The 14,906-nt window shown below is 28.8% G+C and carries 14 protein-coding genes; 3 read left to right on the top strand and 11 right to left on the bottom strand.

Annotation, left to right across the window (positions count from 1 at the left end; translation table 11 throughout):
* Positions 1-119 precede the first annotated feature (119 nt).
* Positions 120-311, top strand: a complete 192-nt coding sequence (locus tag ACVC2P_RS12005; protein ID WP_452598710.1) for a Sec-independent protein translocase subunit TatA/TatB — start codon at positions 120-122, stop codon at positions 309-311.
* A 266-nt stretch (positions 312-577) separates the two neighbouring features.
* Here the strand turns inward: ACVC2P_RS12005 and ACVC2P_RS12000 are convergent, their stop codons facing one another.
* From ACVC2P_RS12000 to ACVC2P_RS11985, 4 genes are all read right to left on the bottom strand, one after another.
* On the bottom strand, positions 578-727 hold the full coding sequence (locus ACVC2P_RS12000) for a class I lanthipeptide (RefSeq protein WP_452598709.1): 150 nt from the start codon (positions 725-727) through the stop codon (positions 578-580).
* Between the two features lie 37 nt (positions 728-764).
* Complete coding sequence (locus ACVC2P_RS11995) at positions 765-920, bottom strand: class I lanthipeptide (protein WP_452598708.1); 156 nt, start codon at positions 918-920, stop codon at positions 765-767.
* 19 nt (positions 921-939) lie between these two features.
* The gene (locus ACVC2P_RS11990; RefSeq protein ID WP_452598707.1) at positions 940-1,095 is read right to left on the bottom strand and encodes a class I lanthipeptide; all 156 of its coding nucleotides are present in this window, start codon (positions 1,093-1,095) and stop codon (positions 940-942) included.
* A 174-nt stretch (positions 1,096-1,269) separates the two neighbouring features.
* A complete protein-coding gene (locus ACVC2P_RS11985) occupies positions 1,270-2,988 on the bottom strand; it encodes a helix-turn-helix domain-containing protein (protein ID WP_452598706.1) in 1,719 nt (572 codons plus the stop codon).
* Between the two features lie 289 nt (positions 2,989-3,277).
* On the opposite strand from ACVC2P_RS11985, the gene ACVC2P_RS11980 reads away from it, so the two are divergent.
* A complete protein-coding gene (locus ACVC2P_RS11980; RefSeq protein WP_452598705.1) occupies positions 3,278-3,475 on the top strand; it encodes a hypothetical protein in 198 nt (65 codons plus the stop codon).
* A gap of 73 nt (positions 3,476-3,548) precedes the next feature.
* Here ACVC2P_RS11980 and ACVC2P_RS11975 read toward each other — a convergent pair whose 3' ends face one another.
* From ACVC2P_RS11975 to ACVC2P_RS11960, 4 genes are read right to left on the bottom strand one after another with little or no spacing between them, the layout of a single operon-like run.
* Entirely contained in the window at positions 3,549-4,529 is a 981-nt protein-coding gene (locus tag ACVC2P_RS11975) for a DUF4837 family protein (RefSeq protein WP_452598704.1), read from the bottom strand.
* A gap of 26 nt (positions 4,530-4,555) precedes the next feature.
* Positions 4,556-6,148, bottom strand: a complete 1,593-nt coding sequence (locus ACVC2P_RS11970) for a LysM peptidoglycan-binding domain-containing protein (protein ID WP_452598703.1) — start codon at positions 6,146-6,148, stop codon at positions 4,556-4,558.
* 56 nt (positions 6,149-6,204) lie between these two features.
* Positions 6,205-7,392 carry a phosphoglycerate kinase gene (locus tag ACVC2P_RS11965; protein WP_452598702.1) on the bottom strand — a complete coding sequence of 396 codons (1,188 nt, stop codon included), beginning with the start codon at positions 7,390-7,392 and terminating at the stop codon, positions 6,205-6,207.
* A gap of 20 nt (positions 7,393-7,412) precedes the next feature.
* Positions 7,413-8,990, bottom strand: a complete 1,578-nt coding sequence (locus ACVC2P_RS11960; protein WP_452598701.1) for a hypothetical protein — start codon at positions 8,988-8,990, stop codon at positions 7,413-7,415.
* 169 nt (positions 8,991-9,159) lie between these two features.
* Here ACVC2P_RS11960 and ACVC2P_RS11955 point away from each other — a divergent pair, with 169 nt between their 5' ends.
* Positions 9,160-10,314, top strand: a complete 1,155-nt coding sequence (locus tag ACVC2P_RS11955) for a DNA polymerase III subunit (RefSeq protein ID WP_452598711.1) — start codon at positions 9,160-9,162, stop codon at positions 10,312-10,314.
* Position 10,315: 1 nt separating this feature from the next.
* Here the strand turns inward: ACVC2P_RS11955 and ACVC2P_RS11950 are convergent, their stop codons facing one another.
* The 3 genes from ACVC2P_RS11950 to ACVC2P_RS11940 form a co-directional block, all read right to left on the bottom strand.
* Positions 10,316-12,670 (bottom strand): TonB-dependent receptor domain-containing protein, encoded by a 2,355-nt coding sequence (locus ACVC2P_RS11950; protein ID WP_452598700.1) that lies wholly within the window; start codon positions 12,668-12,670, stop codon positions 10,316-10,318.
* 59 nt (positions 12,671-12,729) lie between these two features.
* Complete coding sequence (locus ACVC2P_RS11945; protein ID WP_452598699.1) at positions 12,730-13,650, bottom strand: FecR family protein; 921 nt, start codon at positions 13,648-13,650, stop codon at positions 12,730-12,732.
* A 72-nt stretch (positions 13,651-13,722) separates the two neighbouring features.
* The gene (locus ACVC2P_RS11940) at positions 13,723-14,229 is read right to left on the bottom strand and encodes an RNA polymerase sigma factor (protein ID WP_452598698.1); all 507 of its coding nucleotides are present in this window, start codon (positions 14,227-14,229) and stop codon (positions 13,723-13,725) included.
* Between the last annotated feature and the right edge of the window lie 677 nt (positions 14,230-14,906).

Genomic DNA, 14,906 nt, shown 5'->3' with positions numbered 1-14,906 from the left:
AGGTCCAACACAACGCGTTGTGTTGGACCTATTAGTATTTTTATATGTCATTAGTATTATTCTTTTTTAACTTACTTTCTAAACATTAATTATTAACTTTGTACTTTAAATTTAAAGTTATGATAGCAGCTAGTATATATTTAGGCATGATTGGGCCTTGGCAGATTGCAATAATAGTAGTATTAATTTTATTATTATTTGGTGGTAAAAAAATACCAGAATTAATGCGTGGTCTAGGTAGTGGAATTAAAGAATTTAAAGACGCTAGTAAGGAGGAAGAGGATACTACAAAAAAAGTGAAAGAAGATTAATCTTTCTTTTTATATATAATAAAACCCCAATGCAATGCATTGGGGTTTTTATTTAAGAGAATAATAGAATTTTAATGTTCTCATTTTAAATCTAAATTATACAATAGAATTCTCGACTATTAGTACATAGCGCTATTTATAAGCATAGTTAGCTACTTTGCAATAGCAAAGTAATTAATCCTTAGAGTTTTAGAATATATTCCTATGCATACAATAAATTGTTAAGTACGATAGTTTCTAATGCAGAATGCAGGTTAAATTGAGGACTAAAAAGTATTTCTAGGTATTGTTAACAAAATTGTACCTATAATAATACATGGAGCAGAAGTTCCTCCCGAAATTTCATTCATCTTCTTATCATTAAGCTCTACTATAGCACTTCTTTTAAATGCTAATTTTTTGTTTTGTGTTTTCATAATTTGTGTTTTTAATTAAACAAGTAATACATTCTTATTAAAACCTTTTAGTTAATATGGTTATTGTATATACTGAAAGTGAAACAGCTAAAGAGAATGAAGTTGTACCACCAGAAATTGCATCCATTTTTTCATCATTTAACTCAATAATATTCCGCTTTCTAAAATCTAATTTGTTGTTTTGTGTTTTCATAAGTACCTGTATTTATAGGTTATTTTCTTGTTGGACACATATCTTCTCCTCCTCCACATGTAAAAGTTGGTATGTTAATAATCGTTCCGCCAAAAACTGCATTCATATTTTTTTCTGTTAGTGCAACAATCGTGTTTTTGTTAAAATTTAATACGTTCTTGTTTTGTGTTTTCATAATTCTTGTTTTAAAATGTTAATATTTTCTACTATGCATTTGTAGAAAAAGATATGATTTAATCAAAATTTTGATACTCAAATTAACCTTTAAAAAACGCGTAAAACAAATGAGTCCTAGCCATTTTTATAAAAAAGACTAGGACTTCTAATAAGCTTAAAAAATAGTTTATAGTTAAGTTAATTCTTTAATTTTCTTAATATAAACAACAGGTGTAATGCCAGTAGCTTCTTTAAAGTATTTAGTAAAAGAGGCTGCTTTTTTATACCCTAATTCTTGGGCTATGGCTTTAGTAGAATATGCTCTTAGTTGTTTATTATGCTTAAGTTCTATTATGGCATAATTTATCCTTAATTCGTTTATATATGCGCTAAACGTTTTGTTTAGGTGTTTATTTACAATTTTAGAAAGATAACTGGTATTAGTTTTAAGTTTTTTAGCCATATTGTGTAGTGTACAATCTTGCCTTAAAAAGTACTTTTGGCTTTCTAACTTTTTAAGTTTTAATAAAATTTCGTTTACTTTTTCATCATCAATAACATAAAGGGATTCCTCTTGTTCTTTCAAATCATTTTTAGGTGGTTCTACTTGCTCTCTTTTTACAGTATTTAATTCTTTATGTTTTAAAGCTTCTTCTAACTTAACTCTGTTTTCTTCATGATCTTTAATACGTAACATGAGAATTTCGAATAACTCTTGATTTTCTTTCTTATTGGATTTATACTTATAAAACATAAGTACTAATACTATAAGTAGCAAAAAAGAAGCAATGCCCAGTATTTTCTTTTGTTTCTTTTGTTTTTCTTTTTCGTTATTGGTGATGTCTTCTTTTAAAAAATGAGATAAAACAAGAGATTCTTTTTCAATTTTTTGAATCTTCTTTACCTCTTCTTCATATTTTTTAGAATAATTCTTATAAAGCTCTATATCATTTAATTGCTCGTAAGCTTCTTTTAATAACTCATAATAGTCTCTTAATTGGTATGGACTATAAGTAATATCTTTTTTAAGTATTTCTTCTAAAATTATTACTTGGTTTTTATAGTCTTTTTGTAAACCATAAATTTTTGCCTGTTCATATTTTACTTCACTAAAAATATACTCTCCTAAATCTTCATTTTTAGCTATAGCTAATGCTTTTTGCATTGCTATTTTAGCCTGTCTCTCTTCCTGTTTTAGGATATAAGCTTTTGTTTTTAATAAGTAAAAATCATATAAAAACTTATGATTATTTGTTGCGCTTATATCTGCGAGTCCTTCTTCAATTAATATAATAGCTTCATTAGCTTGCTTATGCTCAATTTGTCGTTGTATTAAATATAATCTTATGTATTTAATTCTTTGTTTTGCTCCATTTTCTTTTGCCAGTTTGTACTGCTTTTTTAACTCTTCTAATCCTTCTCTTTTAAGATCAAACACTTTATATCTTAAAAAATCTAAATCTTTGTCAATCTTTTCTATTTGGTTATCTATTCCGTTTAATTCTGCAATATTTAAACCTAAATGTACTTGCTCTATGGCTTCCATATACATATTTCTCTTCTCATATGTTTTTGCAAGGTCTAGTATAAAGCGCACACTATCTTTTGGTTTTGAACAATGTTGTAATGCTTTTTCATGAAAATATAAAATACTGTCCATTTTATTAATATGAGTATACATTAAGATTAGAGTACCGTAACCTTCTAGTATATACTCTTCTTTATTAATTGCCTTACTCATACTAATAAATTTTTTAGTTGAAGGAATTACTTTTTCTCTATCATTTTTGTAGTATTTTATTAATGAATTCCTGAGTGCTTCGACTTCTGTTTCTGTAACTACTTGAGCTTTTCCAATTTTTAAAAAGAGTAAAAAAAGAATAAGGAAAATGCAATAGGGATTTTTAATCATTATTAATAGCAATTAATTTCTTAATTAAGAATATAGTATTTGTTTTTATAAAACAACTTTATAACACTACGTCTACAGTGTTGTTATACAGCGAGTTATTTTTTTTATTTTAAGAAATTTAAAAGTTCTTTTTTATAAAACAGACCTCTTTTTCTTTTGTTTTACTTATAAAAAATAAGAAATTCGAAGTGTAACTTTTCAATAAAAGTTTTATCTACAAGTTTAAAAAGAATTTATTAATCTAAATGTGTCTTAATTATATAAGGTCATTTACAAACTCAAATATATTATGAAAACAAAAATAAATGTGTTACAATTAAAAAAACTAAATGTAGTAGAATTAAACGAAAAACTATCGCATAAAATTATTGGAGGTAATACTACTACAATTTCAATACACGAAAGTAAAAACACCTCAACTGGTATTTGTAATGGTGTAAGGCCTCCTGCAATTACAACAACTGGTACCGACAATACAAGTGTTTAATTTTATCAACATTACAATATTAACAACATAAAACCCAATGTTATATTGGGTTTTATGTTGTTAGTACAATTTTTTATTCTTGAATTTTAATAGACTTTATCATCGCCTCTAACTCAAAAACATGTTCACGCTTACTAATAGATGGCGCGTCTACAAAACCTTCTGCTATAATAATTCTATTATTTGCTTTATCTTCTATACTATAATTAATAAATGGACCAGCCTTCCAAGCACCTTTAACATCCCAGATCCCTTTAGCTTCTAGCGTTGGTTTATTATCTATCGTGGTATTAAGTAAGTATGGTGCATAAGACATTTCTGTAGCCATATAACTACCTTCTACTGGTCCTTCAATATGCTCTTTACCAACAGAGTCTCTTATTTTTATTATCTGGCTTATAATATTTTCATCTTTATTAATAGCTTTTAATGGAAGTTCATAAAGCATTAGGTTAAGGGTTCCTGTTGGAATATCCTTTCTTATCCAGAAAAACTTATCTTCTGCTTTAGCAATTCGGTATGCTTTAGAAAAACGAATATCTATTCCTAATTTTTCTTTTATATCATCTGTGTTATGCAAAGACTTTGCTATACGACGCTGATACTCTTTAATTTCTTCTTCTTTAAATGCTTTTACTATTAAATCTGCATTGTCTTTAATTTGAGCTTTTATATCGCTAATAGAAGTACCACTAACCACTATAAGTTTTTGTGGTCTGGCATATTTGTCTTTAAATATTTTAACACCACTTTCTGTACCTTTTTCTACCTTAATTATAGATCTATTATTTCTAGCAAAGCCAGAAAAAACTTCAGTAGGGATTTGATTCATAGAAAACAACGGTTCTTCTTGAGGTAAACCATCTACTGGTGCTGCTAATACTTCTCGTAAAGTCTCTCCAACTGAGTTTTCCCAAAGCTCATTATCCATAACAACGGAAAGCGTATTTATTTTTGATGCAGATTGTGGTAGTATTTTTACTTTCTTTTTGTTATCCTCTTTGCAAGACGTTATACACAATATAGTTATTGCTATTAATAGTAGTTTTCGCATGATATAATATTTGTTTTGTTAGATTGTTAACTTTTTGAAACTTTTAAAACCATACCTGGTTTAAGTTTATTACCACTAATATCGTTCCAATCTTTAATATTTTGAACAGAAACTCCAGGAAACTTTTGAGCTATACCCCATAAAGAATCTCCACTCTTTACTTTATACGTTTTTCCTTTAAAATTTTTACTATTCGTTTTTGTTGTTTTTTTAGGCTTTTTTAAAGCCGCTGATGGGTTTCTAGGGAAAATGGTTAGCCTTTGCCCTATTTTTAAATTATTACTCCTTAAACCGTTCCATCTTTTAATCTGGCTAACCCTAACACCAAACTTTCTTGCTATTTTTCCAAGATAATCTCCACTTCGTACTTTATATCGTGTTTTAGTATCTGCTTTTAGTAATTGAGGTAGTGGTTTTTCTCGTTTATCAAATTCTGCTTTAGCAAATGCATACATTTCTTTTTCATTATTTACAAAAGCTCCAACAACATTTGCGGGTAACCTCAATGTATAGTTTTTACCTTCTATTACTGGAATAATATCTAACTTATACGAAGGGTTTAAAAACTGAAGTGTTTCTATTTTAACTCCTGTAAATTCTGAAACTTGATCTAGAGTAATCATTTGTTTTACTCTAATTGTATCGGTATCTATATAATTAAACTTTGGTTTATGTTGAATAAAGCCATGCTCTTTTGCATATTCAAAAATATACATCGTAGCTAAAAATGCAGGCACGTACCCAGCTGTTTCACGTGGAAGATTAGGGCGTATGTTCCAATAATTTTTATATCCTCCAGAACGTCGTATTGCTTTACTTACGTTTCCAGGGCCAGAATTGTATGCTGCTAATGCTAAATCCCAATCTCCAAATATTTCATAGAGTTTAGCAAGATACTTAGAAGCAGATTCTGTAGATTTTATAGGGTCGCTACGTTCATCTACATAACTACTAACATCTAATCCGTATTGTTTACCTGTAGCAAACATAAACTGCCACAAGCCAGTTGCCCCTACTCTAGATTTTGCTCTAGGTTTTAAAGCAGATTCTACAATAGAAAGGTATTTCATTTCTAATGGAATGTTGTAATTATCTAATTCACGCTCAAACATTGGAAAATAATACTTACTTAACCCCATTAAACGCTCGAAAGATTGATGTCTATTTTTTAAAAATGACTTTATTACACTTTCTAGAGCTGGATTATATTCTACATTAAATGGTGTTTTTGCATTTAATCGCTCTAATCTTGCTTTTAAGGTGTCTGTGGGTAGTTCGGGATAATAAACGGCTTCATATTTTAAACCTGTTACCTCTCTATAAATAGTATCAAAAAGAGAGTTATTATATAACTCTTCCATCCATTTTTTATCTACCTCAGCTGCAAAGGCATGATCTTGAAACGTTTTTACAGTATCTGTAGGTTTTACAACGGCTTCTATTGTTTTTTTATACAGTGTTTTACCATCTATTATTGTATCTACAACATATTTTTCTCCTGCTACTAATTCTGCTTCTGTATACCTATTTGTTTTTTTCTGTAACGTGTCTTGAGCTTGCAATCCTGCACAGCTTAGTAACATTAAAAAGTGTATATATATGTATTTATATTTAATCATTTAAAGTGCTTTATATTACAACGTAGCGTATTAAAATATCTTATAATTAATTCTTTCTATTGTAAAATAGCAGCTATACCTGGTAGTGTTTTACCTTCTAAGCTTTCTAACATAGCTCCTCCTCCTGTACTTACGTAACTTACTTTTTTCTCAAATCCAAATTGTTTAACGGCTGCTACAGAGTCTCCACCTCCTACTAATGAAAATGCTCCTTTTTTAGTAGATTCTGCAATGGCATTTCCTAATTCTATTGTTCCATTAGCAAAACGTTCTAATTCAAATACTCCCAAAGGTCCATTCCAAAGTATTGTTTTGCATTGCATAACTACTTCATGAAATACGCTTACAGATTTTGGTCCTACGTCTAAACCTTGCCATCCTTCTTGTATAGCATTTACATCCATAACCTGTGTATTAGCATCGTTACTAAAGGCGTCTGCTGCTAAAACATCTACTGGTAAGTGTATTTGTACGTTTTTTTCCTTAGCTTGTTTTAAAATATCTAAGGCCAACTCTATTTTGTCATCTTCACAAATAGAATTTCCTATGCTTCCGCCTTGTGCTTTAATAAAAGTAAACGTCATACCTCCTCCAATTATAAGGTGGTCTACTTTATCTAGAATATTTTCTATAATCGTTATTTTAGATGAAACTTTTGCTCCTCCTAAAATAGCTAAAACTGGCTTTTCTCCAGTTTTAAGTACTTTATCTATACTTTTTATTTCTTGTTCTAATAAGTAACCAAAACATTTGGTTTCTGGAAAAAACTCTGCAACTATCGTTGTAGATGCATGCGCTCTATGTGCTGTACCAAAAGCATCGTTAACATATATATCTCCTAGTTTAGATAGTTGTTCTGCAAAAGCTTTATCTCCTTGTTTTTCTTCTTCATGAAAACGCAGATTTTCAAGAATTAATAATTCTCCTGGTTTTAAGTTAGCGACAGCCTTTTCTGCTTCTTCTCCAACACAATTAGACACAAATTTAGCTTCTACTCCTATTACATCTTCCACTTTGCCAACTATATGCTTTAAAGAGAATTTAGCTTCTACTCCTTTAGGCCTTCCTAAATGAGACATTAATACACAACTCCCCCCATCTTCTAATATTTTTATAATAGTTGGTTTTGCCGATGTAATTCTTGTAGCATCTGTAACCAAAAAATCATCATTTAGTGGTACGTTAAAATCTACTCGTATTAGTGCTTTTTTATTTTTAAAATTAAAGTCGTTAAGTGTCTTCATTATATTGTATTGGTATATTATTAATCTAAATTTATTTTTAAAATCCAAGCTTCCCTATAAAGAACATCTTGAATTATATCTTGTTGCTTCTTAAATGCTTCCTTTGCGCTTTCTGTTTTTAAAACATAAACATATCTCTTATTATTTTTAGGGTCTATAAATGTTTTAGGGTTATATCCTTTAGTTATTAAGGAGGCTTCCCATTTACCTGCACTTTTAGCATTTGTAAACGCATTAGTTATAACATAATAACCGCTTTTTAATCCTGCAATAAGTGTTGATTTTTGGTTCACTAAATTTTTAAACTCATCCGAATTATAATCTTTACGTTTTAATAATTTTTCATCCAAAGTACTTTTATCTGTTTTGGTTTCATTAAAACTAGGCTTTATGCGAGCCCTCGATATAATTTGATGTTTTGGCTGTTTAGAAGCAATAACTGGGGGTTTTATTTCTACTTTATTATTAAATGGGGTTTGACTTATTTCTGTTTGAAACGCAGTAAAAAACAAATAATATCTATCTGATTTCGTTTTAAACCTAAGTGTTGTACTGGTTATATCATTACTTATTATCGATTTTTTATAATTAGGTATTTTAATCCTTGCTATATCGAACCCTAAAGTATTTTTGCTGCTAGGTAAACGCGTTGTATTTATACAGCTGTATTTTGTAATACTGCTATTAAAAAAATTATATGTTTTTCTGGAATCGTTTAATAAAGGTAAAAACGTTTTATCATTTTTTATAATAGAAACGTCATCTAAAAGTAAAGAGGCATCTCCTTCTAAAGCCGATAAAAACAGGTCTGTTTTTACATAGCCTTGATCTATAGATTTAAAGTTTTTAAACTTAATATCTACAGTGTTTTTATTAACTAAACTAAATCCATTGTATGTTGCTATATATTTTGCATTTTTAGTTGGCGCCTTATAAATAACATATAATAGCCATCCACCAGCACTTCCTCCAGAAATAAAACCATTTGCTGCTTTTATATTAGCAACGGTATAATTTCCTTTTACTTCTTCTATGTTTTTAAGAATGTCTGTTACTTCTGCATAACAAACATAGGGAGCGTTTATGGTGTGTGTTGGCACATTTATTCCGTCGTAAATAATTTCGCCTTCTATATCTTGGTATTTTCCGTTTGGTGTTTTAAACTTTATTTTTTCTATGTCCTTCTTTCTTTTGTTGTGCCCTTTATAAACAAAATTATTATAATTTTTGTGTCTAGTCCCAGTATCGTAAGGGTAAGTAGCACTCCAGTATAAACCGGCATAAGATATTTTTTCTAAATCATCTGGCAAGTTAAGTAATGCAGAACTAGAGCTAAACGTTTCTGGATCGTTATCTATATCTACATATAGCATTTCTAGATCATCATTATTAGCTTCTACATCGTTAAATGGTAGGGTTTTGTTAACACTTAGTATGTTATTTCCTATTATCCTAGAGTCTCCGTAAATATAGAATTCATTTACTTGTTTAAAAGATTGACCTTCAATAGATGAATCGTCTTGTGTAGGCCTATTTTCTTGAGCAAAAAATAAGTTATTTCCTAATAAAAAAAATACAATTAGAATACTGTTTTTCATTTTAAGAGACTTCTCTATACTTTAAACCAAATAGCTATTGTTTTTTAAAACCTTCAAAGATATGTAATTAAGAGCATACCGTTAAGTCTTTCTACACACAAAATAAACAATGATATTTATACAATCTAAAAAAATAGTTTTTATTTATTTTGTAAACTATATTTGCTTTATGCTATTCAGTGATATTTTAGGACAAAACCATATAAAAACTTATCTAACAAAAAGCGTAGATAACGGCAGAATTCCTCATGCTCAATTATTTGTTGGGCCAGAAGGTTCCGGAACTCTTCCTATGGCTATAGCTTATGCTCAGTATATTTTATGTTCTAATATTTCTGGAGAAAATACTAACGGTAATGAAGCCTGTAATTTAAAGTTTAAAAACATTTCTCACCCAGATTTACATTTTGCTTTTCCTGTTACTACTAACGATAAAGTAAAACGACACCCTGTATCTAGTCATTTTTTAGAAGAATGGAGAGAATTACTAACCAAACAACCTTATGGTAATTTATTTGACTGGTATAAACTTCTTGGAGTAGATAATAAGCAAGGTCAAATTGGTGTTGATGAATCTGTAGATATTGTTAAAGCTTTAACTTTAAAAGCTTATGAAGGTGGTTATAAAGTTATGATTATTTGGATGGCCGAAAAAATGAATATTGCCGCTGCCAATAAACTTTTAAAGCTTATTGAAGAGCCTCCTAACAAAACCATTTTTATTCTTATAGCCGAAGATGAAGAACAAATAATTAGTACCATTAAATCTCGTTGCCAGATATTACATTTTCCTCCTTTGGCAGAGAATGACATAAAAGCTGCTCTAATTAAAAATTATAGTTTAGATGATAGTGTTGCTACAAAAATTGCACATCAGGCTAACGGGAATTATAACAAAGCTTGTGATTTAGTATATCAAGACAGTGAAGATTTACAGTTTGAAACTTGGTTTATTTTTTGGGTTCGTTCTGCTTTTAAAGCTAAAGGAAATAAAGGAGCTATTTTAGATTTAATTAAATGGAGCGAAGATATCGCTAAAACTGGTAGAGAGACTCAAAAACAATTTTTAAACTTTTGCTTAGACTTTTTTAGGCAAGCTTTATTATTAAATTACAACGCCAATGACTTGGTTTATATAGATATTAAAACCGAAAAGTTTAAGTTAGAAAACTTTGCCCCTTTTATTCATAATAACAATATCCTAGATATTTCTAATGAGTTACAGGATGCTATTTACCATATAGAGCGTAATGGTAACTCTAAAATTATACTCACAGATTTATCTATAAAGCTAACGCGTTTGCTTCATAAAAAATCTGTTTAGTTTAAAACTCAACTCTAAAAATTAAGTTAGGTGTTATACCTAAAGAGGTTTTTTCTAGTTCTCGTAATACATTATTTCCACTGCTTGTAAACCCTACTTCGTAGGTTTTACTTAAAATATTCTTTTTATTATAAATATTAAAAATAGAGAGTCCTATTTTTCCTTTCCATTTTTCTTTTGGAGAAAAATTAAACTTATAAGTTGTAGAGAAGTCCAAACGATGATAGCTAGGTAAACGCTCGTTATTTATTTTATCGTAAATTATGGTAACATTATCATCCTCATCTAAGCCAAGTCCTCTAGTATACGGTGCGCCTGTTCTATAGTTCCAGCCTAAAGAAAAGCTTAAATTGTTCCATATGTATGAATGCGACCAATTGATTTGATTGGTTATATGAAAGTTTGCTGGAAAAGACTCATTATTATTAAGGTTTTTAAATTTAAAGTTGTTGTTTACAAAAGAATAGCCAAACCAAGTTCTGTAATTATCTATTTTTTTCTTTAATAAAATATCGACTCCTTTAATATCACTTTCTCCAGTAGAAAAAGGGAGTACATTAAACCCTCTAGAAAAAGACGTTAATCCTTTTATTTTTTTAACGTAAAAATCGACATCTAGATTCCAACCTTCTTTATTAAAATTAACACCTACAGAGGCTTGTTCGCTTTTTAATAATGGAGATATATTATCTTCTGCTAAGATCCATAATTCAGATTCCAAGCCAAAGTTACTAACTACCAATTCTTCTATTTGCACTATAGTTTGGTGCAATTGTTCTGCTGATAATTTTAGCTTAAAGTTTGTGTTTAGTTTTGCTTCAAAATTAAACCTGGGCTCTACATAAAACTCATCTAATAAAGAGACTTGGTTAGCTCTAAGGCCAATGTTAAAAAGCCATTTATCATCATTCCTGTAGTTATATTCTAAATAAAGTGCGTGTATATTATTTACTGAAGTATTTGAAAAATTATATCTATCTTCTAAATCTCCTAAATCGTATGCATCTGTGTTATACTTAAAGGCGTAGTATACTTTGCTACTGGAAAAATCGTATCCAAAATTTACAGTTTTTTTATCATTAAGCCTCCAAATATTATGCAGAGCAATTCCATAATCGTCTATATTATTTTCTTTTTGGTAGTAATCGCTGAAACCTTCTGAAAAAATATTGCTTCCTTTATATTTTAAGTCATGGTACGATTTATATGCTTTTAAAGCCTGAGAAAAATTAGGGTTATAGCTATGCATCCATTTAATACTCATCCCTTGGTTTTCTACATCTAATTTATCTTTAGAAATGTCACCGAAAGCTTCATTAAAAAAATTATAATCAAGTTTATTAGTGGTAAATAAGCTACTAAATACTACTTTATCTTGCTCTGTAGGCTCGTATATTACTTTAGCTGTTATATCAGAAAATCTAAAGAATTCTTTAGTTATTTTAATAGGGTCACTATCGAAGAAGGTATTTCCTTCTGATATTTTAGTGTTTTGAAAGACTCTTTTAGATAAATTTTGAAAAGTAAATGTGTTTATTAAGTCGGTATACGAACGTCGCGTAGAGACCATTAAACCGAGTTTTTTACTTATTGGTGTTTTTACATAAACATCTGCATGCGTCATATTAAAACCAAAACCTCCTTTAGTTTTATTAGGGATATCATTTTGAGAGCTAATATCTATAACACTAGATATTCTATTTCCATACTTTGCTGTTGTGCCACTTGTAAATAGTTTAACATCTTTTATTATATACGGGTTAAATGCAGAAATAGAGCCAAAAAAATGTCCGGAATTGTATATTTTTATGTCATCCCAAAGTACTAAGTTTTGATCTGGTGTGCCACCTCTTACATATAATTCTGTTGCGGTTTCATTAGGGCTTTTTATGCCTGGTAATAATTGTAGACTTTGTAGTACATCTGGCTCTGTTAAGCCAGGCAAAATTCCTAGGCTTTTTGGTGTTATAACTATAGACCCATCTTTTCTTTTTTTTATACCTGTGGTTAAATATTCTGTAATAAATACTTCGTCTAATCCTTGGGGTTTTTGAAAATTATAATCAGGTTCTCCCGTTATGGTATAATATCTGTCTGAGACTTTTTGAAATTGTAAATTAGTTTGAGATTCTATTACAATTAAAACTTCTTCTAGAGTAGAGCCATCACTAATGTAGTTAACAAACTGGCTATCAATTAATTCAGAATCAAAAGACAGTTTTATATTAAATTTATTTTCTAAATCTAATATAACTTCTTTTACAGGAGTATTCTTATATGTAAATGATGTCTTTGTTTGAGACATCATTACAGAGTAAGTGAATAAAAATACTAATGTAATAAGCTTAAGCTTCATGTATTTGTTAAAAACTATTTAATAAAAACAGCAAATTAACAAAAAAAACTCAAGTTTTCTTATTTTAATGTAATTGTATTATCGCTATCTACAGAATAAGAGATATGCATTGGACCGAATACCGTTTGTAAAGCTATTTTAACGTCTTTATGTGTAAAACTTCCTGTAAAACGTTTGTTTAAATCTACTCCAGATGGGTTAACTTCAAGGTTATATTGGTTTTCTAATGATTTAATAACTTGGGTTAGCGGTGTATCTTTAAAAGAGCTTTCGCCACTTAACCATGTTGGTTTTTCTTCATTAAAGTTCCATTTCTCTACTACATTATCAACTACTCTAACCGCATCTCCTACAGTTAAAACAGTAGTAGTAGTAATGTTATTATCATTTATAGTAGATACCTTTACTTTTCCTTCGTGACATTTAACTTCTAAATAGTCTTTTCTAGAAATAACATTAAATTCTGTACCTAAAACTTCTACTAATCCTTCACTGGATTGCACTGAGAATTTAGTTCCTTTTTCTACGTCAAAAAATCCTTCTCCATTAAACTCTAACACTCTATTATTAGCCCAATTACCTTTATTAAAGTCTAATATAGAATTCGCATTTAAATACACTTTGGAGTTGTCTGGTAAAGTTACCACTTCTTGTTCTCCAAAATTAGTTTCATACTCATTGGTATTATTAAAAAACATAATACCCAATGCTACAATAAGTACTGCAGCAACTTTATATATCCAATTTGGTATTAGTTTTTTAACTTTCGTTGTATTTGCTTTATTATCTATTGTATTATATAACTTAGCTAAATTAGCTTCATGATTATATGATGGCATTTCAAGCATATTCATACCATCATTAATCTTTTTATATTCTAGATAATGTTTCGATTCTTTAAATGCACGTGTTTCTTCTGGTGTTAATTCACCAGCTATCCATCTTGCTAAAAAAGTTTCATCAAATGACTCTTTTCTCATCTTAAAATTCTTTACTTTTTATGTATAAAACAATTTATGTAGATTTTACCCTACTTATATTGTATACTTAGTTTATACATTTCCTATTTTTTCTCTTAATATAACCAATGCTTGGCTCATTCTTTTTTCTACTGCTTTTACAGAAATTCCTGTTATTTCTGCTATTTCTGAATATTTTTTTTTATCAATCCTGCTTAATAAAAATACTTCTCTCTGTTTTGGAGGTAAACTATCTATAGCTCCTGTTAATTTGGCCATGAACTCTTTTTCTTCTAATATAAACTGTGGAGTTTCATTAGTACTTACCTTTAAATTTAGTTTTTGATGGTTTAATACAACTTTTTTGTGTGCTACTTCATTTAAAAAGGCATTATTAGCTAATGTAAATAAATATGATTTTGCTTTTTCAAAAATTACTTTTTCGCAATTATTCCATAGTTTAATAAAAGCATCTTGAACTAAGTCTTCTGCTTGCTGTAAATCTCCGCATTTATAGTACATATAATTGCGCATAGATTCTGAATAATTATTAAAAATTATTTCATAATTTTTCTTTTCGCAAACAGATTTTTTATCCATAAAACGGTTTTTAAAAGGGGTTTTCCTGCTTCAAATCTAAATAAAAAAAAATAAAATTAGGGTATTTCTTTTCTAAGCTGTTTAATAATCAAAGCAATTACATATTATAATGTAATCTTGTTAAAATATTAAAGTCTTGTTTATCTTTTAAACTATAGTGTATTTCTAATATGTAAAAAAGATAAATTATTTAAGATTTTTTTAGATTTAGTTGGTTTGGTTATAATTTACGGCAAAGTTAAATACTTTGCTCGTAAATTATAGAAAGCTAAGTCTGTTGAAATAAAAGTTAGATTAGTTGGTTAGTTATAATTTGCGGCAAAGTAGTTTTTAAACATTAAATCTTTGCCCGCAAATTATCTTAAAAACCGGCTAACAAAAGATAAAAGTTATTAGTTAGATTGGTTGGTTATAATTTGCAGCAAAGCAAATATAAAGGCTTTGCTTGCAGATTATACGTTAGAAAAAACAAATAGAAACTTGTTTTCTATTACAAAATTTATAGATAGAATGATTGCAATGTTATTTATAATGATTTTGAAAAAAATAAAGCAGAATAAACAAAAACGTTTGTTAAGAACCCCTTCAAGAAACACGATTAAATATGAGAAAAAGACAAATTTGCTATTAGAACTACAATAGCAAATGTGATTTATCAAGCTTAATAAAATTAATAT

The sequence above is a fragment of the Pontimicrobium sp. MEBiC01747 genome (assembly GCF_053601635.1).
This window is presented reverse-complemented; position numbering and strand designations above follow the sequence as displayed.

Excerpts from the sequence above, each read along its gene's own strand:
- ACVC2P_RS12005 (WP_452598710.1), top strand. The coding sequence starts at position 120 with ATGATAGCAGCTAGTATATATTTAGGCATGATTGGGCCTTGGCAGATT.
- ACVC2P_RS12000 (WP_452598709.1), bottom strand. The coding sequence starts at position 727 with ATGAAAACACAAAACAAAAAATTAGCATTTAAAAGAAGTGCTATAGTA.
- ACVC2P_RS11995 (WP_452598708.1), bottom strand. The coding sequence starts at position 920 with ATGAAAACACAAAACAACAAATTAGATTTTAGAAAGCGGAATATTATT.
- ACVC2P_RS11990 (WP_452598707.1), bottom strand. The coding sequence starts at position 1,095 with ATGAAAACACAAAACAAGAACGTATTAAATTTTAACAAAAACACGATT.
- ACVC2P_RS11985 (WP_452598706.1), bottom strand. The coding sequence starts at position 2,988 with ATGATTAAAAATCCCTATTGCATTTTCCTTATTCTTTTTTTACTCTTT.
- ACVC2P_RS11980 (WP_452598705.1), top strand. The coding sequence starts at position 3,278 with ATGAAAACAAAAATAAATGTGTTACAATTAAAAAAACTAAATGTAGTA.
- ACVC2P_RS11975 (WP_452598704.1), bottom strand. The coding sequence starts at position 4,529 with ATGCGAAAACTACTATTAATAGCAATAACTATATTGTGTATAACGTCT.
- ACVC2P_RS11970 (WP_452598703.1), bottom strand. The coding sequence starts at position 6,148 with ATGATTAAATATAAATACATATATATACACTTTTTAATGTTACTAAGC.
- ACVC2P_RS11965 (WP_452598702.1), bottom strand. The coding sequence starts at position 7,392 with ATGAAGACACTTAACGACTTTAATTTTAAAAATAAAAAAGCACTAATA.
- ACVC2P_RS11960 (WP_452598701.1), bottom strand. The coding sequence starts at position 8,990 with ATGAAAAACAGTATTCTAATTGTATTTTTTTTATTAGGAAATAACTTA.
- ACVC2P_RS11955 (WP_452598711.1), top strand. The coding sequence starts at position 9,160 with ATGCTATTCAGTGATATTTTAGGACAAAACCATATAAAAACTTATCTA.
- ACVC2P_RS11950 (WP_452598700.1), bottom strand. The coding sequence starts at position 12,670 with ATGAAGCTTAAGCTTATTACATTAGTATTTTTATTCACTTACTCTGTA.
- ACVC2P_RS11945 (WP_452598699.1), bottom strand. The coding sequence starts at position 13,650 with ATGAGAAAAGAGTCATTTGATGAAACTTTTTTAGCAAGATGGATAGCT.
- ACVC2P_RS11940 (WP_452598698.1), bottom strand. The coding sequence starts at position 14,229 with ATGGATAAAAAATCTGTTTGCGAAAAGAAAAATTATGAAATAATTTTT.